This window comes from Streptomyces sioyaensis, assembly GCF_004122735.1.
Lineage (GTDB): Bacteria > Actinomycetota > Actinomycetes > Streptomycetales > Streptomycetaceae > Streptomyces > Streptomyces sioyaensis.
The window spans coordinates 64,066-83,477 of sequence record NZ_SDIF01000010.1; the positions used below are offsets into that span (position 1 = coordinate 64,066).

Sequence of the window (19,412 nt, forward strand, 5' to 3'; positions counted from 1 at the left end):
CGGTCGGGGTCAGTCCCGCAGCAGATCGGGCACCGCGGACGCGTCCGGCTCGTCCCGTTCGGCCGACAGCACGGTCAGCTGCTGGGTGGCCCGGGTCAGCGCCACGTACAGGACCCGCAGGCCGGCCGGGGACTCATCGGCGATCTCGGCCGGCGAGACCACGAGGGTGGCGTCGTACTCCAGCCCCTTGGCCTCCAGGGAGCCCAGCGCCACCACCCGGTCGCCGAGCGGGGCCAGCCAACTGCGGGCCTGCTCGCGGCGGTTCATGGCCACCACGACGCCGACCGTGCCGTCCACCTCGCCCAGCAGCCGCTCGGCCTCGGCGACCGTGGTCCGCGCCAGCGCCTCGTCGCCGGCCGGGCCGCCGCCGTCGGAGGTGAGCGCGAAGCGGGGTTCGAGGCCCGTGGAGCGGACCGCCTTCGGCGACTGCATACCGGGCATCGCCAGCGCCAGCACCCGGGACGCCAGGTCGGCGATCTCCGCGGGGTTGCGGTAGTTCACGGTGAGCGTGAAGCGGCGGCGCGGGCGGGTGCCGAGCGCCTCGTCGCGGGCGACGGCGGCCTCGTCCGGGTCGGACCACGAGGACTGCGCCGGGTCGCCGACCACGGTCCAGGTCGCGTGCCGGCCGCGGCGGCCGACCATCCGCCACTGCATCGGCGTCAGGTCCTGTGCCTCGTCGACGATGACGTGGGCGTAGTCGGTGCGCTCCTCCTCCAGCCGCTCGCGCCGGCTGCGGCCGCCGCCGCCGTTGCGGTCGACGTAGGTCGTGAGCTCCTCCAGGCCGGTCAGATGGTCCAGCGGATCGGCTTCGCGGGGGCGGGCCGGGCGCATCGGAGCGCCGAGGATCAGCTGGAGCTCGTCCAGCAGCGCGATGTCGTGCACCGACAGCGGGCCGTGTCCTTGCGCGTCCAGCCGCTGGAGGGAGCGGGCCAGTTGGCGTACCTCGCGCGGGTTGAGGGTCCGGCGTGCCCAGCGGCCCAGCAGCCGCTCGTCTGCCATCGCGGCCAGTACGCCGCGCGGGGTCAGCTCGGGCCACCAGGCGTCCAGGAACTCCTGGAAGTCGTGCTCGGTGGTGATGTCCTCGTCGAAGCCCTCGCGGGCCTCGGCGGCGAGTTCGGGGTCGGTGTAGCGGCGGGCGGCGCCGGACTTGGCCCACAGCGCGTCCAGGATCAGCCGGCGGGCGCGCGGGCGCAGCAGGTTGACCGGTGCGGTGCCGCCGAGCGCGGACTGCCGGATGGCGTGCAGCTCGTCGGCGTCCAGCTCGATCCGGCCGCCGAAGGCGACGACCCGCAGCCGGGCGGGGGCGGCCGCGGCGGGCCGCGGGGATCTGGAGCGGGTGCGGCGGGCGCGGCGGGTCTCCTGCGCGGCGCCGCTGTCCGGGGGCGGGGCGAAGAGGTCCTCCAGGGACAGCTGGCCGTCCTCGTCCGCCGCGGCGGCCGGGCCGGTGCCGTCCGGCGACGCCGCCGGAGCGGCCAGTTCCAGCGCCCCGCGGGCCGCCTTGCGCAGCAGCTTCTGCATCCGCGCTGAGCCCTTGATCCGGGCGACGGCCTGCGGGTCGTAGGCCGTCGCCTCGGCGCCCTCCACCAGCGAGCCCAGGGCCCGGATGGCGACCTGGCCCTCCTCGCCGAGGGAGGGCAGCACGCCTTCGGTGTACGCGACCAGCAGCGGCGTCGGGGAGACGATCAGGATGCCGCCCGCGTAGCGGCGGCGGTCCTGGTAGAGGAGGTAGGCGGCGCGGTGCAGGGCGACCGCGGTCTTGCCCGTGCCGGGCCCGCCCTCGACCTCGGTGACGGAGGCGGCGGGGGCCCGGATCACCATGTCCTGCTCGGCCTGGATGGAGGCCACGATGTCCCGCATGGTGTGGCTGCGGGCCCGGCCCAGCGCGGCCATCAGCGCACCGTCACCGATCGCCGGCAGCTCCCGGCCGGCCAGCGTCGCGGTGACCTCCGGGCGCATCAGGTCGTCCTCGACGCCGAGGACCTTGCGGCCCTTGGAGCGGATCACGCGCCGGCGGACGACCCGGCCGGGGGCGACCGGGGTGGCCCGGTAGAAGGGCGCGGCGGCCGGCGCCCGCCAGTCGATGACCAGCGGGGAGTAGTCCGCGTCGAGGACACCGAGGCGGCCGATGTGCAGCGTCTCGGCGATCTCGGCGCGGTTGTTCTCGATCGCGCCGTCGGCGGGCTCGACGGAGGTGAAGGCCCCGTCCGGGCCCTTCTTGCCGTCCTTGCCGAGGAGCAGGTCGATCCGGCCGAAGAGGAAGTCCTCGTACTCGGAATTCAGCCGGTGCAGATGGACGCCGGCCTGGAAGACCTGGGCGTCGCGCTCGGCGAGCGCGCCGGGCGTGCCGACCTGGCCGCGCTTGGCGGCGTCGTCCATCAGGAACTCGGCCTCGTGGATCTTCTCCTCAAGGCGCCGGTAGACGCGGTCCAGATGCGTCTGCTCGGACTCGATCTCACGGTCGCGAACGGAATCCGAAGCGTGATCCGGTGCGTGCGTGGCGTTGTGCGCGGCCACCCAGGCCCCCTTCTGCTGTGCGTAGGGCAGCCGTCAACCGTACGCGAACCGGGCATCATGCGCACCTGGTCAGAAGGACAAAGTCGGACGAGTTCGGTCGGAGGGCGACGCGGACCATGCCTCCGGTGGCGACGCGGACCGCGGCTCCGGGTGGGGCCGGTCGGGGGAGGTGGCGGCCCGGCGCGGGGCGGTGCGTGGCCGGCGCCCCGGGCCGCGGCGGGCCCAGGCGCCGGGGACGGGCCTCAGACGTTGACCTTCGCCAGCCGCTTGCCGTCCAGCGTGTTGATCTCGAAGTGGTCGATGTCGCCGCGGTTGAGGGCCGCGCCGCCCGCCGCGTACAGGGGCTCGCGGTTCCACTTCGCGGTGCTGCCCGGGATGCCGTATCCGCCCTTGGGGACGGCCCAGGTGGTGACGGTCTGCCGTTTGCCGTCCTTGCCGACGGCGACCAGATCGCAGGCGAGCGGCCCCTTGACGTTGGCGAGCTCAAGGACGACCTGGGTGCCCCAGGGCTTGGCGGCCATGGAGACGCCCGCCGACACCTTGGTGTCCGGGTCGACGGAGCTCACCTTCTCGCCCGCCGCGTACTGGGCCCGGACGGCGTTCGCCAGCGGCGGCGCCGGAGGGCTCTGCGGCGACTCCGTCCCCTTCAGGGCGAAGGTGGCGAGCGGGCCGCCGACGATCAGTACGACGGCCGCGGCGACCAGGAACAGCCGGCGCCGGGCGCGGCCGCGCCGGGTGGTGGTCACCACGTCCAGCAGCCCGTCCAGCATCGCCGGCCCGGGGACGGCGGTGATCGTCTGCGGGGTGGGGGCGGACTGCTTGAACTCCGCCATCAACGGCGTGAGCCGCATCAGCTGTTCGAGCTCGGCCGCACACCGGTCGCAGCCGACGAGATGCGCCTCGAACCGGTCCGCGTCGGCGGCGTCCAGGACGCCCAGGGCGTAAGCGCCGACGTCGGTGTGCCGGTCCGGCGGCATGGGCGGGGTCACTCCGTTACTCCTCGTTCTTCAAGCGAGAGCAGCGCGTAGAACACCCGGGACCGCACGGTCCCGGCCGGCACCCGCAGCACTTGTGCCGCCTCGCTGACCGTACGCTCCTTGAAGTACGTCTCGACGAGGGCCTCTCGGTGGGCCTTGCTCAGATCGCTCAGCGCCTCGGAGATCGTCATCAGCCGCAGCGCCCGGTCGATCACATCGGCGGCGGGCATCGTCTCCAGGGGCGTCGCGTCGACCTCCTGCGGCCGCGCCTGGCGGCTGCGGTGCCCGTCGATCACGATCCGCCGGGCGACGGTCACCAGCCAGGGCCGGATGGATCCGGTCGCCCGCTGCAACTGATCCGCGTTGCGCCAGGCACGGACCAGCGTCTCCTGCACCACGTCCTCCGCACGATGCCGGTCGCCCGCGACCAAGCGCAGGACGAAGGCGAGAAGCGGGCCCGCATGATCGTCATAGAGGGCTCGCATGAGCTCCTCGTCAGGTGTCGTCCTGTCTGCCACGACGGCATCCTTACGCACTCCAACTCCCGGGTCGATAGCCCAGATCGCCCAAGATCGCCGGGGACCGCGCCATGAATCGGACTTGCGGTGAGGAGTACGGACGGGCCGGGCGGGGTGTTCAGCGGCCGGCGGAATATTTTTCCCGGGCGACGACCGGCAGCCACCGGACCTGCCCGGACGCCAAAAACGTCAGCCCAAAACGGCATCCGTGTCACCACGTCACCAGCCTGGAGAAAGCGCTGCCTGCCGGGGTCTCCGCACTCCGGGATGTGTTACACAGGGCGTAATCAAAGGGGTATTTTGCAGCAGCTCAAGCTCGGAATCATGTCGCAGACCCGCAAAGAGAACGAGCACCGTCTGCCGATCCACCCAGCACACTTCGCACGCATCGACGCCGACCTCCGGCCCAACATCTCTCTGCAGACCGGTTACGGCGAGCACTTCGGTGTCCCGGACAGTCAACTCGCACCGTGGGTCGCCGGTTTCCGCCGACGCCAGGAGCTGATCGCGGAGTGTGACGTCATCCTGCTGGCCAAACCGCTGCACGAGGATGTGGCGGAGCTGCGGGACGGGCAGGTGCTGTGGGGGTGGCCGCACTGCGTGCAGGACGCGAAGGTCACACAGGCCGCCATCGACCGCAGGCTCACCGTGATCGCCTTCGAGGCGATGAACCACTGGACCCGGGAGGGCGCGTTCAACCTGCATGTCTTCCACAAGAACAACGAGCTGGCCGGCTACTCGTCGGTGCTGCACGCCATGCAGCTGACCGGTGCGACCGGTGACTACGGGCGCCGACGGCGTGCGGTGGTGATCGGCTTCGGCGCCACCGCCCGCGGCGCGGTCACCGCACTCAGCGCGCTGGGCGTTCACGAGGTGGACGTGCTGACTGCCCGCGGCGTCACCGCCGTCGGCTCACCGATCCACTCGGCGCGGATCGTGCACTTCGACCACGACGTGGCCGACGGCACGCTCGACCCGCGGCGCAGCAGCGTGGTCACCGAGGGCGGCCCTCAGCCGCTGGCCGAGTTCCTCGCCCGGCACGACATCATCGTCAACTGCGTGCTCCAGGACACCGCGGCGCCGCTGATGTTCCTGATAAAGGAGGACCTGCCGAAGCTCGCGCCCGGCACCCTGGTGATCGATGTCTCCTGCGACGAGGGCATGGGCTTCGCCTGGGCCCGGCCGACCACCTTCGACGACCCGATGTTCACCGTCGGCGACCACGTCCGCTACTACGGCGTGGACCACAGCCCGTCCTACCTGTGGGACGCGGCCACCTGGGAGAACAGCGAGGCGCTGATCCCGTTCCTGCGGCCGGTCCTCGAAGGACCGGCCGGCTGGGACGGTGACGGCACGATCCGCCGGGCGATCGAAATCCGCGGCGGCACCGTCCAGAACCCTGCGGTCCTGGCCTTCCAGCACCGCGCCGAGCAGTACCCGCACGCGCTGCTCTGAGCCGGCGCCGCCCGGTCGACGGCGTACCCGGTGCGGGTACGCCGTCGACCGGACGCTCCCGGCCCGCCGTCAGCCGTCACTCGTGTCCGCCGGACACGTGCCGACCGGTACGAGATCCCCACCCCCGCCGCACGCCAGCCCCGTGACCAGCAACGTCAGGTGGAAACCTGCTCAGTGGGCACGGGCCCCTGACCGGCGCTTCCGCCCTGCTCCCTGCGCACCGTCGTACGCCGGCGGTGCCGCGCCACCCGCTCCCGGTTGCCGCACACCTCGCTGGAGCACCAACGGCGGCGCCGGCCACGGGAGGTGTCCAGGTAGACCAGCGTGCAGCTCTCGCCCTCGCACTGCCGGAGCTGCCGGCGGGCCCCGGTGTCGGTCAGCAGCCCGATCGCGTCCCGGGCCACCGCGGCCAGCAGCCCGGCACAGTCGGGCGGGCCGGGGAGCGTACGGGCCAGGGCGCCGTCCGCGGTCCGTACGGCACATACGGCGGGCGGTACCCCGGCCCCGGCCGCGGAGTTGAGCAGCGCCAGATCGGCGTCGGCCGCCCGGCCCCGCAGCTCGTCGTGCACCACCCGGCGCAGCAGCTCCCGCAGCGCGCGGAAGCGGCCGAGCCAGCGGCCGTCGACACCGTCCAGCGGGGTGCCGTGCGGCACCAGGCCGGCGCCGACCAGCCAGGCCCGCAACTCCTCGGGGCCGGTGAGCCGTTCGGCGGGGGCGCCTTCTGCCGTGGCCGCCAGGTCCAGGCAGATCCGCCCGCAGTCGAACCGCAGGTCGCAATGCACCGCCATGTGCCTGTCACTCCTTAGGGACCACACACCTGTGCCCCCAGAGTGCCCGCCGCACGGTCCGGCCGGAACCCTCCGGAGTCAGCCACTCCGTGACGGGGCCGCACCTGGACACGACGAGTAGACCCTGCATGTATACATCTTGCGTATAGTGCGTGGTGGGTGAGCGGTGAGCCTTCGCCCTCCGCTCCGCCCGCCTTTTGCCTGCCCGTCCGCCCGCCTGCCCGTCTGTCCCGGTCCGTCTGCCTGTCGCCACGCCCTCAGCCACTCCAGGACATCGACATCTCGCCGGACATCCTGATCTCCGCGAAGCGGACCCTGACGACCTACGGGCTCCAGGACAAGCTGCCGCACTTGACGATCACCCAGGACCTGACGCTGGACTTCCTGCCGTCCGCCCATTTCGACATCGTCCATGCGCACAGCGTCTTCTCGCACTCGCCGGCCGAGGTCATCGACGAGTGCCTGGCCCACGTCGGCCGGATCCTGGCCCCCGGCGGCTTCTTCGACTTCACCTTCGACCGCACCGAGGGCACCGAGGGCACCGAACACCAGGTGCTGCACGAGGACTTCTACTACCGGACCGAGACCCTGCTGGAGCTGGCCCGCCGGCACGGCCTGGAGGCGCGCTTCATGGCGGACTGGGAGAAGCGGCCGCACGGCCAGTCCAAGATCCGTGTGAACAACCCGGCGTAGGGCGTAGGGCCTGTCGCCCCCGATCCGCCGGACCGCCCCAGCTCCGCGCGGCCGCTACTCCCCGCTGTACTTGTCCGTGTCCGCATGCGGGTCGAGCGACAGCCGGTAGCCGCGCTTGACCACCGTCTGGATCAGCTTGGGCGCGCCCAGCGCCACCCGCAGCCGGGCCATCGCGGTCTCCACCGCGTGCTCGTCGCTGCCCGCGCCCGGCAGGGCGCGCAGCAGGTCCGCGCGGGAGACCACCCAGCCGGGCCGGCGGGCCAGTGTGCGCAGCAGCGCCATCCCGGCCGGCGGCACCGGACGCAGCGCGCCGTCCACCACCACGGCGTGCCCGCGGATCTCCAGCCGCTGCCCGGCCACCGGCAACGGCCGTACCCGGGACGGGAGTTCGCGGCACAGCAGCTGCACGAGCGGGCCGAGCCGGAAGCGCTCCGGTTGCAGGGTGGGGATGTCCTCCGCCTCAAGAGGGATCGCGGTCACCGGTCCCACGCACACCGTCAGCACCTCCTGCCGCAGCGCGGCCAGCACCTCCTCGCGGATCCCGCGCTCCCCCGCCCGGCGCAGCAGCGACGCGGCGGCCGGCGCGCTGGTGAAGGTCACCGCGTCCAGGCCGCGCGCGAGCACCGCGTCCAGCAGCCGGTCGACCGGACCGATGTCCTCCGGCGGCATCCAGCGGTACACGGGGACGCCGATGACCTCCGCCCCGCCGGCCCGCAGCGCCTCGACGAACCCCGGCAGCGGCTCCCCGTGCAGCTGGACCGCCACCCGGCGCCCGGAGACGCCCTCCGCCAGCAGCCGGTCCAGCACCTCGGCCATCGACTCGGAGGCCGGGGACCACTTCTCGGTCAGCCCGGCGGCCCGGATCGCGCCGCGCACCTTGGGCCCGCGCGCCAGCAGCTCCACCCCGGTCAGCCGGTCCAGCAGCGCCTCGCCCAGCCCCCACCCCTCCGCGGCCTCCACCCAGCCGCGGAAGCCGATGGCGGTGGTGGCCACGACGACGTCCGGCGGGTGGCCGATGAGGTCCCGGGTCACCGCGAGCAGCTCGGTGTCGTCCGGGAGCGGGACGATGCGCAGGGCGGGCGCATGCAGCACCTGTGCGCCGCGCCGTTCCAGCAGGGCGCCCAGTTCCTCCGCCCGCCGGGCCGCCGTCACGCCGACGGTGAACCCGTCCAGCGGCCGGACGGCCGGTGCCGACGCCGACGCCGTCTGCTCCTGCTCACCGTGTTCCTGCTGCTGCTCGTACATGGTCGTCCCGCTTCGCCCAGAGTGGTGTGCTGCCGTCCGGCGCCCGTACCCGTACCGCCGCGGCTCGGGCGGCACACGGTGCCGAGTGCCCAGCGTGCCAACGGCACGTGACAGCTCCGGTCCTCCAGTATTTCCCCGCGGTTACGAGGCGTCGCGCGGGGGCGGCCGCGGGGACCTCCCTGCGGCCGCCCCCGCGCCCCGGACCGCCGCTCACACCTCCGCGTACACCGGGCGCGGCTCCCCGTCCGCGGCCGGGACCTGCGCCGTACGCCGCTCGCGCGCCGCGGGCCGCAGGTATACGGCCCAGGTCACCGCGCCGCACACCCCGTAACAGACCAGGAACGACACGAACGCGGGCGTGCCCGAGCCGGTCGTCAGGAACGACTGCCGGAAGGCGAGGTTGATGGCCAGCCCGCCGACCGCGCCCACCGCCCCGATCAGCCCCATCGCCGCGCCCGACAGCCGCCGCCCGTACGCCGCGGCCGCCTCCCCCGCCAGCCCGCGACCCAGCGCCAGGGCCTGGAAGATCCCCGGGATCATCTTGTACGTGGAACCGTTGCCGAGCCCCGACAGCACGAACAGCGAGATGAACCCGACGAGGAACACCGGCAGCGACTTCATCGCCGACGCCCCGATCACCACCCCGGTGGCCAGGGCCATCGCCGCGAAGGTGCCCAGCGTGATCCGGGCGCCGCCGAACCGGTCCGCCAGCCGCCCGCCGACCGGCCGGATCAGCGAGCCCAGCAGCGGCCCGATGAAGGTCAGCGACGCCGCCTGGAGTGGCGTGCGCGCGAACTGGCTCTGCAGCACCAGGCCGAAGGCGAAGCTGTAGCCGATGAACGACCCGAAGGTGCCGATGTAGAGGAGGGACATCACCCAGGTGTGCGGTTCCCGGGCGGCGTCGACGGCCGCGCCGGTGTCGTTCGTCACCGGCGCGAGATTGTCCATGAACAGCGCCGCGAGCACCGCCGCGAGCACGATCAGCGGCAGGTAGACGGCCAGCACAAGCCGTGGCTGCGCGGCCCCCGCCGTCCCGATCACCAGCAGCCCCAGCAGCTGGATCACCGGCACCCCGATGTTGCCGCCACCGGCGTTGAGCCCCAGTGCGTACCCCTTCTTCCGCAGCGGGAAGAAGGAGTTGATGTTCGTCATCGACGAGGCGAAGTTCCCGCCGCCGACCCCCGCGAGCGCCGCGACCAGCAGGAACGTGCTGTACGAGGTGCCCGGTTCGATCACCACCGCGGCCACCGAGGCCGGCACCAGCAGCAGCAGCGCGCTCAGCACCGTCCAGTTGCGGCCGCCGAACCGCGCCACCGCGAAGGTGTACGGCACCCGCAGCACCGCGCCCACCAGCGTCGGCATCGCCACCAGGAAGAACTTCCCGGCCGGGTCGATCCCGTACTCCGGCCCCATGAACAGCACCATCACCGACCACAGGCTCCAGACGGAGAACCCGATGTGCTCACAGAGCACGGAGAACACCAGGTTCCGCCGGGCGATCCGCTCCCCCGTCTCGGCCCAGAAGGTCTCGTCCTCGGGGTCCCAGTGCTCGATCCACCGCCCGCCGCGCCGCACACGGCCGTCGGTACGGCTGTCGCCACGGCTCTCGGCGGTCGTGTCATCGGGGCTGTTACTACGGGTCTCCGCGGCCTCGGCCGTCATCGCGCCTCCCAAGGGGTCAGGTCCTGCTCCCCGACGCTAGGGACGGCGGATTTCCGTACCGTGCCGCCCGGTGACGCGGACGAAACCTTGCACTCACGTGGTGGGGCGGGGGGTGGTGAGGCGGGGACCACTCCTCGACCGGACGGAAGGGGTCCCCCATCGAAGGGGATCCCCGCATTCCCGCGTCGACCGTCGCGCTGCGTAACTACGCTGCTCCACCAGTCGGACCCGTACTCCTGGTGAGTACGGGCGCACACACGGTCACAGACGTCCGACCACGGGGAGTGGAAGGCCATGCAGCCGCGAATGAAGCCCAGGAACCGGCACTCCGCAGCCATGGAAGTCATCGGCGCACAACTGGCGCTGTTCCGCATCAATGCCGGTCTCACCCAGCGTGGCCTCGGGGAACGGACCACTGCGTCCGAGGAGACCATCGCCTCCATCGAACAGGGCAGGCGCGCTCTGATGCCGCACCTCGCCTCCGAATTCGACCAACTCCTGCGCACGGGAGGGGCGCTGGCGGCGGGCGTCACGAAGCTGCCGCGGAAGGAGAAGTATCCGATCTGGGCGGAGGATTTCATCGCCTTTGAACAGGAGGCCGTCTCGCTCTCTTGGTACGAGCACGGTGTCCTCCCCGGCCTGCTCCAGACCGGGGACTACGCACTCGCCACGTTCCGCAGCAATATCCCGGGGCTCAGCGACGAGACCGTCGAGCAACGCGTCACCGCACGACTGGAGCGCCAGCAAATCCTGCACGGGAAAGGCGCAGTCACCGCCAGCTTCGTCTTCTCCGAAGCCATTGTGCGGAGCAACCTCGGGGGCCGCGAGGTCATGCGGGCCCAACTCGTCCACCTGCGGGAGTGCGCGGAACTCACCGGCGTATCGCTGCAGATCCTGCCGCTGAACCGCGAGCATCACGCCGGTCTCAACGGACCGTTCGTCCTGCTGGAAACCGCCGACCATCAGCACTTCGCCTATACCGAGGCGCAACGCAGCAGCGAGCTGACATCGGACCCCGATGAGGTCAGCATCCTCACCCAGAAATATGGAATGCTGCGAATGCAGGCCCTCAACGCCGAAGAGACCATGGGTCTGCTGGACCGGCTGCTAGGAGAGCGATGACCCATCTGACATGGTTCAAGTCCAGCTACAGCGGCGACGAAGGCGGCAACTGCCTCGAAGTGGCTTACGACTGGCACAAGTCCAGCTACAGCGGCGACGAAGGCGGGGCCTGCCTCGAAGTCGCCTACGACTGGCACAAGTCCAGCCACAGCAGCGACGAAGGCGGCAACTGCCTCGAAGTGGCCGCCCACCCCACCACCATCCACGTCCGCGACTCCAAGGACCCCCAGGGCCCGCACCTCGACTTCGCGCCGGGTGCCTGGGCCGCGTTCACCTCGTTCGCCGCACGCTCCGCTGCCGCCACAACTGCCCCGTAACCGGGGCTACTCGGCCGCTTCGTACGGCGCGCCCATCCATATCGAGGCCGCGCAGACGTTCATCGCCTGGCGCTTGCCCGCCTCGTCGCGGACCTCGACCGCCCGCCGGCCCGGGTAATCGCGCGGCGCGGACACCACGGCGACATCGTTGCTGATCATGAAGGGGTCCGACGCCGCGCCCTTGCGGCAGTCCTTGTAGCGCAGGCTGGTCACGACCGTCCCGCCGCGTCGCAGGTCTATCGGCATGATCCGGCCGTGCCCCTGGGCATCGGACTCCGGCCCCTTGCCGAGGTGGACCTCGAAGGCCGGGAACCCGCGGAACACACAGGGCTTGTCGCCCGTGTTGACGACGGACAGCCGGGCGTCGCGGTGCGGGGTGTGCGGCTTCTTCTTCAGGACGGTGAGCTTCCACCGCAGGCCCTTGGTGGTGCAGTTGGCGTGCAGGGCCGCCATCCGCGGAGAGCCGCAGCCGGTCAGGGCCAGGCCGGCCGTCACACTGAAGATCAGCGCGGCCGCCACCGTCGCAAGAAGTGAACGCCGTTGCACGGATTTCCCCTGTTCGTTGCTCACACACTTCCCTGCCGTTAAGGAAAGCTTCCGGGCGCCCGGGGTTGCCTGGGCCTGCCGTACGTTTTCGCTGCCTCTTACATCATGTCGGGGCGTCAGGCAGCGATGCCCATCGTCCGCGCGTCCGTCTCGGGGAGCCACCATGCGTCGTCGGGCGGCGCGAGCCAGCCGTGCCGCGCGGCCCGTTCGCGGGCGGCCGCCCGCAGGGCGTCCAGCCCCGGATGCCGCAGCCCCCGCCGCCACACCATCGAGACGGGCGACAGCGGTACCGGCTCCACGAGCGGCCGCAGCACCATCCCCGGCACCTCGATGAACTCCTCGCTCGCCAGCACCGACCACCCCCGCTTGCGCACCACCCGGACGAATTCCTGCGAGCCCTCGATCTCCGGGAACGGCGCGGCCATCGCGATGCCGCGCCCCTCGAAGAGCCGCGCGGCCAGCTCCGTCCACTCGGCGGTGCGCGGATTGCCGGCACCCGCGTAGAGCGTCTCGCCGGCCAGCCGCGCGAGCGGGACCACCGGCCGGGCGGCCAGCGGGTGTTCCTCGGGCAGCAGCACCGCCATCCGCTCCAGCCGGACCGGCTGATGGCTCAGCCGCGCCCGGACAGCGGCCGGCAGCGCGGCGATCCGGCCGAAGGAGACATCGAGCCGGCCGTCCGCCACCTCGGACGCCGCCCCCGCCAGCCCGCTGTGGAACCGGGCGACCAGCTCCACGCTGTCCGCCACCCGCTCCCGGGCCGCCGCCAGCAGCCGGTGCGCGGTGCCGACCGGGGCCCGCACGTCCACCAGCAGCGGCCGCTCGGGGGCCGGCCGGAACGCCGCGGCCAGCTCGTCGTGCGCGCTCAGCACCCGCCGCGCGTACGGCAACAACCGCTGCCCGTCCGGAGTCAGGGCGACCTGCCGGGTGCTGCGGACGAACAGCGTGGCGCCCACCTCCCGCTCCAGCCGCCGGATGTCGCGGCTGAGCGCCTGCTGGGCGACGTGCAGCCCGGCGGCGGCACGGGTGAAGTGCAGCGCCTCGGCGACGGCGGTGAACGCGCGGAGCAGGCGCGGATCGATGTCGTACGGCATCGGGCCATCCTGGCAGTGCCGCCGGGTGCCACCATCCGCCGCCCGCCACCAACCGCCTGCCGCCCGCCGCCCATTGACAACTCAGATGCGTCAATGGGCGCTGATCAGGTGTTGGACGGGCCCCGGGCGCGGCCGCGACCGTAGAGGCATGATCCTCTTCCTCGCCGCCCGGCCCGTGACCGCCCCGCCCGTACGCCCGGCCCCACGGCCCGTACGCCCCGCCCCGCGGCCCGTACGCCCGGCCACGCGGCGCAGCGGACTCCGCCTGCCGGCGCCCTACCGCCGGATCTTCGCCCACCCCGGCACCCGCGCCTTCACCGCCGCCAACCTCCTGGCCCGGCTGCCCATGGGCATGCTCAGCGTCAGCGCGGTGCTGATGATCGCGGGCTCGCGCGGCTCGTACGCGCTGGCCGGGGCGGTCACCGCGACCGGGCTGGCGGCAACGGCGCTGGCCGGGCCGTGGACCGCGCGGCTGATCGACCGGCACGGCCAGGCCCGTGCCGCCGTCCCGGCCACCGCACTCGCCGTCCTCGGCTCGCTCTCGCTGCTGCTCTGCGTCCACTACGGAGCACCCGACTGGACGCTCTTCGCCTCGTACGCCGCGACCGCCACCACCCCCAACACCGGCGGGCTCTCCCGTGCCCGCTGGGCCCATCTCCTCCGGGACGACCCGGCCGGCGGGTATCGCGGCCGGCTCCGCCACCGGCGGCTGGGCCGTGGAGCGGCTCACCGGGCCCGGCCTCGGGTATGCGGTCCCGGCCGCGGCCGCCGCCCTGGCGCTGTGCGCCTCGCTCCGGCACCGGGCGTGAGCGGGGCGGCACCCGGCGTGACCGTCCGTACACAAAGCAGCGGCCCGCGAGAATCTCACGGGCCGCTGCTCTACATGGGATGAGTGGAGATGGCGGGAATCGAACCCGCGTCCAACGGTGCAGAATCAGGGCTTCTCCGAGTGCAGTTCGCTGCGATTTTCTCGGCCCCGGAGATCACGCGAACAAGTCTCCGACGGGCTCAGTCACTGTTTGATTTCCTTCTGGGCCCCGTGACCGGACCTAGAAGTTTAGTTCCCTAGCTGATGCCAGGATCCGGGTCGGGAACATCCCCGGGCTGACACTTCGCAAGTCGCTACTTAGGCAGCGAGGGCGAAGGAATCGCGCTTGGTGTTGGCGATTATTGGTTGCGACATATGGTTAACGAGATCATTGCCGCTTCCTCGACTCGCTTCCCCTGCTTCGACATCCGCTGTCGAAACCGATCATCCCCATGTTGATTTATCAAGGTGGTGCCACACCCCTCGTGGGGTGCGGAGCCATCGTACGTGAACAACGCATGCCGTTGCCAGCGTATTCCGTGGCAGCGGCGACGGGGCCCGGGCCGCGGGGGCTCCTCAGGCCCGCTGCCGCCGCCGCGCCGCCGAGATCGCCCGGTCCGTCTCCCGGCGGTCCTGCTGCTCCCGCAGCGTCTGCCGCTTGTCGTACTCCTTCTTGCCCTTGGCCAGCGCGATCTCGACCTTCGCCCGGCCGTCCTTGAAATAGAGGGCCAGCGGCACGATGGTGTGCCCCGACTCCTGGCTCTTGGACTCCAGCTTGTCGATCTCGGCGCGGTGCATCAGCAGCTTCCGCTTGCGCCGGGCCGCGTGGTTCGTCCAGGTGCCCTGGGTGTATTCCGGGATATGTACGTTGTGCAGCCAGGCCTCATTGCCGTCGATCTGGACGAATCCGTCCACCAGCGAGGCCCGGCCCTGCCGCAGCGACTTCACCTCGGTGCCGGTCAGCACCAGGCCACACTCATAGGTGTCCAGAATGTGGTAGTCGTGCCGCGCCTTCTTGTGCTGCGCCACGAGCTTGCGCCCGGGATCCTTGCCCTTGTCCTTAGTCTGCTTGCTCATAGTGTCGCCATTTTCGCACTACGCACCGCCCCCGAGGCCACTCAATACCGTGCGGGCCCGTTTCTCGGCGCCGTGCCCGACGACCAGGTCGGGGGTGATCCCCGCGTCGTCGACGGTCCGGCCGGACGGGGTGCGGTAATGGCCGACGGTCAGCTCGGCGACCGAGCCGTCCGGCAGCCTGCTGGGCATCTGCACCGAGCCCTTGCCGAAGGTCGGGGAACCGACCACGACCGCCCGTCCGCGGTCCTGGAGCGCGCCGGCCAGCAGCTCGGCGGCGCTCATCGTGCCGCCGTCGACGAGGACGACCAGCGGCACCCGGGTGTTGCCGCCGCGCTCGGCGTACAGGGCCCGCTGGCTGCCGCGCACGTCGTAGGTCGCGACCAGGCCGCCGTCCAGGAAGGCGGAGGCGGTGGTGACGGCCTCGGTGACCAGACCGCCGGTGTTGCCGCGCAGATCGAGCAGCAGACCGTGCCGGGGGGAGGCGTGGCGCACCGCACGGCGGACCGCCTTACCGGTGCCCTTCGCGAACGCGCCGACCTTGACGCGGGTCGGGCCGTGGACCCCGTCGGGGTGATCGGTGACGACGTTGCGGGAGCTGAGCCGGGTGCGGTGGACGGTCGCGGTCCACCGGCGGGCGCCGCGCTGGAGGTCCAGCGAGACGGGGGTACCGGCAGCGGCGGCGGAGGCGCGGGAACCGTCGGGGGCCACCCCGCGCAGCCGGCTGACGACCTCGGTGACCGGGGTGTCCAGGGTGGGGTGCCCGTCGACGGCGCGCAGCCGGTCGCCGCGGGCGATACCGGCCCGGGCAGCGGGAGAATCGGACTGGACCCGGGACACCTCGATCCGCCCGTCGTCCGCCTGCCGCACCCAGAGCCCGACGCCGACATAGGCGCCGCCCAACTGCTCCTGGAAGTCCTCGAACTGGCCCGGTGTGTAGATCGCCGACCAGCGGTCGCCACTGCGGCTGACGACGTCAGCGGCGGCCTGGGCACCGGACTTGCCGTCCTCGACGGCCTCGGAGGCGGCGCGTTCGACGGCCTCACGGTCCGCGAAGGCGGAGGCCGGGGCGTGCGCCCGGGAGGCCTTGCCGTCCGGGGCGGTCGGTGCCGCGGCGCCGGCCGCCTCATCGCTCCAGGTGCCGGTCACGGCACCGGTGGCCAGCACACCGGCGAGGAACAACGTCAGGGCCGCCCCGCGGCGAATGCGGCGAGGCCGGTCGTACGAACACGGGCCCGACATGCCGGTGAGTCTAAGGGACAAAAGGGCGCCGTACGGCGAGTTGACCGTACGGCGCCCCTTGGCAAAGCTCACACCTTGAGGTACTTGCGCAACGCGAAGAACGCGGCGAGCGCGGGCATCAGCAGCCCGATCAGAAGGACCAGCGGGAGGACCGCGGCGACCGAGTCCCAGCCGATGAAGTTGATCACCTGGATCTTCTTCGCCAGCCAGTTGTTGACGAGGACGTACTTGCCGCCGACGATCAGCACGCAGGCGAAGGCGGCGCCCAGCAGCCCCGCAATGGCGGCCTCCAGGATGAACGGCATCTGGATGTAGAAGCTGGACGCTCCCACCAGCCGCATGATCCCCGTCTCCCGCCGACGGCTGAACGCCGACACCCGTACGGTGTTGACGATCAGCATCAGCGCAACGACCAGCATCAGCCCCATCACGACGAGGGCGGCGATGTTCATGCCGTTGAGGAGATTGAAGAGCGGTTCGACGGTGTCCCGTTGGTCCTGGACCTCCTGGACGCCGGGCCGCTCGGAGAACGCCGACTTGATGACCGCGAACTTCGTCGGGTCCTTGAGCTTGACGCGGAAGGACTCCGGCAGCTGGTCGGGCGTCACCAGTCCGGCGACGGGGGTGTCACCGAACTGCTCCTTGTAGTGCTTGTAGGCCTGGTCACTGGACTCGTACTGCACGTTCTGCACGAGCGGCAGCCGGTTCAGCTCGGCCTTGATGTCGTTCTTCTGCTGCTGGGTGGCCGCACCCTTGGCGCAGTTGGCACCGGAGTCGGCGTCGTTCTTGTTGCAGAAGAAGATCGAGACGTTGACCTTGTCGTACCAGTAGCCCTTCATCGTGCTGACCTGGTCGCGCATCAGCAGCGAGGCGCCGAACAGGCCCAGTGACAGGGCTACGGAGACGATGACGGCGAAGGTCATCGTGAGGTTTCGGCGGAGACCGACGCCGATCTCCGACAGGACGAACTGGGCGCGCATGGCGTCCTTTCAGTGCTGGTAGCCGTACACGCCGCGCGACTGGTCGCGTACGAGCCGGCCCTTTTCGAGTTCCATGACCCGCTTGCGCATCTGGTCGACGATCTGCTGGTCGTGGGTGGCCATGACCACCGTCGTACCGGTCCGGTTGATCCGGTCCAGCAGCTTCATGATGCCGACCGAGGTCTGCGGGTCGAGGTTGCCGGTGGGCTCGTCCGCGATGAGGAGCATCGGACGGTTGACGAAGGCCCGTGCGATGGCGACGCGCTGCTGCTCACCACCGGAGAGCTCGCCCGGCATACGGTCCTCTTTGCCGCCGAGGCCGACCAGTTCGAGGACCTCGGGCACCGTCTTGCGGATCTGGCCGCGCGGCTTGCCGATGACCTCAAGGGCGAAGGCGACATTTTCCCCGACGGTCTTGTTGGGGAGCAGCCGGAAGTCCTGGAAGACGGTCCCCACCTGGCGCCGCATCTGCGGAACCTTCCAGTTGGAGAGCTTGCCGAGGTCCTTGCCGAGCACGTGGACGTGGCCGTGGCTGGCCCGCTCCTCGCGCAGCAGCAGCCGCAGAAAGGTGGACTTTCCGGACCCGGAAGAGCCCACCAGGAAGACGAATTCGCCGCGCTCGATTTCGAGCGAGACATCCCTGAGTGCAGGACGGTTCTGCTTCGGGTAGGTCTTGGAGACGTTGTCGAATCGGATCACTGATGCACCACGGTCGACCTGGATAGCGGCACGGGTTGCCGAGTTGCGGCTCCCGTCGGTGTGCGTGACCATACGCGAACCTCACGGGGTGGTGCAGTCGGCGTGGAGGGTTGGTGCCTTTCCTCACGGCACCTACGGGACAAAAGGCGCACAATCCCGCGGCCCGGCAGCCGTGCACCGGCCGGGGCGCGCCGTTCCGTGGACGAGCTGGCACAGTGGAAGAGGGAACCAATGCGCCTTCCGGTGCGTTGGTGCAGTGGAGAAGGAGGTCGCATGACGTACGACCGACTGGTGTGCGCCAACTGCGCGGCCCCTGTGAGCGAGGGCCGCTGCCCCGTGTGCCGGGCGAGCAGAGAACGGCTTCAGCAGCAGGCGGGCGGTATCTTCGCCCAGCTCAGCCCCGCAGTGCTGGTGGCGCTGATGATCCTGCTGATCGCGCTGGGCGTCCTGCTCCACCAGGTCGCCTGAGACCGGTGTACGGCTGCCTGCCCGGCAGCCCGGACAACCGCCCGAATGGCGGCGGGACCACGAACGCCGAGGGGCCCGGGACGCTGCCGCGTCCCGGGCCCCTCCAGCTGTTCCGCGCCGGCATCAGGCCGCCGCGGCACCGCCGCCGTTCTTGTTGATCAGGCGGGGCAGCATACGGAAGCCCACGCCGCCCGCGATCATCGTCGCCGCACCGATGAGCAGGACGGTCGTGCCGGAGGAACCGGTCTCGGCCAGCTCCCCGCCCTTGGCCTGCTGCTTCGCCTGGCCGGGCGTGTCAGCGATCTGCTCCTTGCCCTGGCCGGGCTGCTCGATCGGCTTGGAGCCCTCGTTGTCGGTGCCGGTGCCGGTGGAGTCGCCGCCACCGCTGTTGCCGCCACCGCCGTTGCCGTGACCACCGGTGCTGTCGCCACCGGTGCTCTGGCCGCCACCCGTGCCGTGACCACCCGTGGTGTCACCGCCGGTCGTCTGGCCGCCCGTGCTGTGGCCACCCGTGGTGGAACCCGTGGTGTCACCGCCGGTCGTCTGGCCACCGGTGGTGGTGTCACCGCCCGTGGTGGAACCGGTGGTGGTACCCGTGGTGTCGCCACCGGTCGTGTCACCACCCGTGGTGGTGTCACCACCCGTAGTGGTGGAACCCGTGGTCTCGCCGCCGGTGGTGGTGTCACCGCCGATCTCACCGCCGGTGGTCGTGTCGCCACCGATCTCGCCGCCGGTGGCGTCGCCGCCGATCTCACCACCGGTGGCGTCGCCGCCACCGGTCGTACCGCTGCTGTCGCCGCCGGAGTCGCCTCCGCCGATGACGCCGCCGATGATGCCGCCGATGATGCCGCCGTCCTGGCCCGGGGTCTCACCCGGGCTGGCCGCGGAAGCCGCGCCGGCCGCGGTGAGCGACGCACCGGCCGCGATCACCGCACCGGCCGCAATGCGCGCTACGCGCAGCCGCGTCTTCTTCGTCATGTACTGCTACCCCCAGTAGCTGAACTCGTCATTGGAGCACCGCTGTACGGGGCGACGAGCCGATGGGGGTACGCGAGTCACGGCCGCAGCACAGCTGCCGGCCCCTCATCTCCCCGTTGCACCACGCGCCCCATGACATACGCATGCCGCGCTCACCCTTCCCAGTTCGACCATCATCGTCAAGGCCGAATAAAGTCCCGGCGTCCGAATTGGCAAGAGTTGGGCGGTACATGGA

General features: G+C 71.4%; 17 protein-coding genes, 1 other RNA gene and 2 pseudogenes. 6 read left to right on the forward strand and 14 right to left on the reverse strand.

Going from position 1 to position 19,412, the window contains the following annotated elements; translation table 11 throughout:
- Positions 1–9: 9 nt before the first annotated feature.
- The 3 genes from EST54_RS05800 to EST54_RS05810 all read right to left on the reverse strand — a co-directional run bounded on the left by EST54_RS05800 (position 10) and on the right by EST54_RS05810 (position 4,027).
- Positions 10–2,514 carry a HelD family protein gene (locus EST54_RS05800; protein WP_129245710.1) on the reverse strand — a complete coding sequence of 835 codons (2,505 nt, stop codon included), beginning with the start codon at positions 2,512–2,514 and terminating at the stop codon, positions 10–12.
- A 242-nt stretch (positions 2,515–2,756) separates the two neighbouring features.
- Positions 2,757–3,503, reverse strand: a complete 747-nt coding sequence (locus EST54_RS05805; RefSeq protein WP_129245712.1) for an anti-sigma factor family protein — start codon at positions 3,501–3,503, stop codon at positions 2,757–2,759.
- Positions 3,500–4,027 (reverse strand): sigma-70 family RNA polymerase sigma factor, encoded by a 528-nt coding sequence (locus tag EST54_RS05810; protein ID WP_129245714.1) that lies wholly within the window; start codon positions 4,025–4,027, stop codon positions 3,500–3,502. The genes EST54_RS05805 and EST54_RS05810 overlap by 4 nt, the downstream gene beginning before the upstream one ends.
- Before the next feature lie 282 nt (positions 4,028–4,309).
- On the opposite strand from EST54_RS05810, the gene EST54_RS05815 reads away from it, so the two are divergent.
- Positions 4,310–5,464: a N(5)-(carboxyethyl)ornithine synthase gene (locus EST54_RS05815; protein WP_129245716.1), complete on the forward strand. Its 1,155-nt coding sequence runs from the start codon at positions 4,310–4,312 to the stop codon at positions 5,462–5,464.
- 155 nt (positions 5,465–5,619) lie between these two features.
- Here the strand turns inward: EST54_RS05815 and EST54_RS05820 are convergent, their stop codons facing one another.
- On the reverse strand, positions 5,620–6,252 hold the full coding sequence (locus tag EST54_RS05820; RefSeq protein ID WP_129245718.1) for a CGNR zinc finger domain-containing protein: 633 nt from the start codon (positions 6,250–6,252) through the stop codon (positions 5,620–5,622).
- 273 nt (positions 6,253–6,525) lie between these two features.
- On the opposite strand from EST54_RS05820, the pseudogene EST54_RS05825 reads away from it, so the two are divergent.
- Positions 6,526–6,945 (forward strand): annotated as a pseudogene (locus EST54_RS05825) (methyltransferase); the annotation flags it as partial.
- Positions 6,946–6,999: 54 nt separating this feature from the next.
- Here the strand turns inward: EST54_RS05825 and EST54_RS05830 are convergent.
- On the reverse strand, positions 7,000–8,190 hold the full coding sequence (locus EST54_RS05830) for a uroporphyrinogen-III synthase (protein ID WP_129245719.1): 1,191 nt from the start codon (positions 8,188–8,190) through the stop codon (positions 7,000–7,002).
- A 210-nt stretch (positions 8,191–8,400) separates the two neighbouring features.
- Positions 8,401–9,852, reverse strand: coding sequence for a nitrate/nitrite transporter (locus EST54_RS05835; protein ID WP_239013243.1), 1,452 nt, complete (start codon positions 9,850–9,852; stop codon positions 8,401–8,403).
- Between the two features lie 336 nt (positions 9,853–10,188).
- Between EST54_RS05835 and EST54_RS05840 the strand changes: the two genes are divergently transcribed.
- Both EST54_RS05840 and EST54_RS05845 read left to right on the forward strand, forming a co-directional pair.
- Positions 10,189–10,974, forward strand: a complete 786-nt coding sequence (locus EST54_RS05840) for a helix-turn-helix domain-containing protein (RefSeq protein WP_129245721.1) — start codon at positions 10,189–10,191, stop codon at positions 10,972–10,974.
- The gene (locus EST54_RS05845) at positions 10,971–11,291 is read left to right on the forward strand and encodes a DUF397 domain-containing protein (protein ID WP_129245723.1); all 321 of its coding nucleotides are present in this window, start codon (positions 10,971–10,973) and stop codon (positions 11,289–11,291) included. The genes EST54_RS05840 and EST54_RS05845 overlap by 4 nt, the downstream gene beginning before the upstream one ends.
- Positions 11,292–11,297: 6 nt before the next feature.
- Here EST54_RS05845 and EST54_RS05850 read toward each other — a convergent pair whose 3' ends face one another.
- On the reverse strand, positions 11,298–11,861 hold the full coding sequence (locus EST54_RS05850; RefSeq protein ID WP_244942446.1) for a DUF4232 domain-containing protein: 564 nt from the start codon (positions 11,859–11,861) through the stop codon (positions 11,298–11,300).
- 92 nt (positions 11,862–11,953) lie between these two features.
- Positions 11,954–12,928, reverse strand: coding sequence for a LysR family transcriptional regulator (locus EST54_RS05855; protein WP_129245725.1), 975 nt, complete (start codon positions 12,926–12,928; stop codon positions 11,954–11,956).
- Between the two features lie 148 nt (positions 12,929–13,076).
- Here EST54_RS05855 and EST54_RS05860 point away from each other — a divergent pair.
- Positions 13,077–13,604 (forward strand): annotated as a pseudogene (locus tag EST54_RS05860) (MFS transporter); the annotation flags it as partial.
- 214 nt (positions 13,605–13,818) lie between these two features.
- Here EST54_RS05860 and ssrA read toward each other — a convergent pair.
- The 5 genes from ssrA to ftsE all read right to left on the reverse strand — a co-directional run bounded on the left by ssrA (position 13,819) and on the right by ftsE (position 17,731).
- Positions 13,819–14,188, reverse strand: a transfer-messenger RNA (tmRNA) gene (gene ssrA / locus EST54_RS05865).
- 124 nt (positions 14,189–14,312) lie between these two features.
- Positions 14,313–14,813, reverse strand: a complete 501-nt coding sequence (smpB, locus tag EST54_RS05870) for an SsrA-binding protein SmpB (protein WP_129245727.1) — start codon at positions 14,811–14,813, stop codon at positions 14,313–14,315.
- An 18-nt stretch (positions 14,814–14,831) separates the two neighbouring features.
- Positions 14,832–16,052, reverse strand: coding sequence for a S41 family peptidase (locus EST54_RS05875; protein ID WP_129245729.1), 1,221 nt, complete (start codon positions 16,050–16,052; stop codon positions 14,832–14,834).
- A gap of 68 nt (positions 16,053–16,120) precedes the next feature.
- Positions 16,121–17,032 (reverse strand): permease-like cell division protein FtsX, encoded by a 912-nt coding sequence (ftsX, locus tag EST54_RS05880; protein ID WP_129245731.1) that lies wholly within the window; start codon positions 17,030–17,032, stop codon positions 16,121–16,123.
- A 9-nt stretch (positions 17,033–17,041) separates the two neighbouring features.
- Complete coding sequence (gene ftsE / locus EST54_RS05885) at positions 17,042–17,731, reverse strand: cell division ATP-binding protein FtsE (protein ID WP_018091242.1); 690 nt, start codon at positions 17,729–17,731, stop codon at positions 17,042–17,044.
- A 273-nt stretch (positions 17,732–18,004) separates the two neighbouring features.
- Here ftsE and EST54_RS05890 point away from each other — a divergent pair, with 273 nt between their 5' ends.
- Positions 18,005–18,199 (forward strand): hypothetical protein, encoded by a 195-nt coding sequence (locus tag EST54_RS05890; RefSeq protein WP_129245732.1) that lies wholly within the window; start codon positions 18,005–18,007, stop codon positions 18,197–18,199.
- Between the two features lie 123 nt (positions 18,200–18,322).
- Here EST54_RS05890 and EST54_RS05895 read toward each other — a convergent pair whose 3' ends face one another.
- Entirely contained in the window at positions 18,323–19,177 is an 855-nt protein-coding gene (locus tag EST54_RS05895; RefSeq protein WP_129245735.1) for a hypothetical protein, read from the reverse strand.
- Positions 19,178–19,412 lie beyond the last annotated feature (235 nt).

Coding starts and splice junctions, on each gene's coding strand:
- EST54_RS05820 (WP_129245718.1), bottom strand. CDS start 6,252: ATGGCGGTGCATTGCGACCTGCGGTTCGACTGCGGGCGGATCTGCCTG.
- EST54_RS05840 (WP_129245721.1), top strand. CDS start 10,189: ATGGAAGTCATCGGCGCACAACTGGCGCTGTTCCGCATCAATGCCGGT.
- EST54_RS05830 (WP_129245719.1), bottom strand. CDS start 8,190: ATGTACGAGCAGCAGCAGGAACACGGTGAGCAGGAGCAGACGGCGTCG.
- EST54_RS05895 (WP_129245735.1), bottom strand. CDS start 19,177: ATGACGAAGAAGACGCGGCTGCGCGTAGCGCGCATTGCGGCCGGTGCG.
- EST54_RS05845 (WP_129245723.1), top strand. CDS start 10,971: ATGACCCATCTGACATGGTTCAAGTCCAGCTACAGCGGCGACGAAGGC.
- EST54_RS05855 (WP_129245725.1), bottom strand. CDS start 12,928: ATGCCGTACGACATCGATCCGCGCCTGCTCCGCGCGTTCACCGCCGTC.
- EST54_RS05875 (WP_129245729.1), bottom strand. CDS start 16,052: ATGTCGGGCCCGTGTTCGTACGACCGGCCTCGCCGCATTCGCCGCGGG.
- EST54_RS05890 (WP_129245732.1), top strand. CDS start 18,005: ATGACGTACGACCGACTGGTGTGCGCCAACTGCGCGGCCCCTGTGAGC.
- EST54_RS05835 (WP_239013243.1), bottom strand. CDS start 9,852: ATGACGGCCGAGGCCGCGGAGACCCGTAGTAACAGCCCCGATGACACG.
- smpB (WP_129245727.1), bottom strand. CDS start 14,813: ATGAGCAAGCAGACTAAGGACAAGGGCAAGGATCCCGGGCGCAAGCTC.
- ftsX (WP_129245731.1), bottom strand. CDS start 17,032: ATGCGCGCCCAGTTCGTCCTGTCGGAGATCGGCGTCGGTCTCCGCCGA.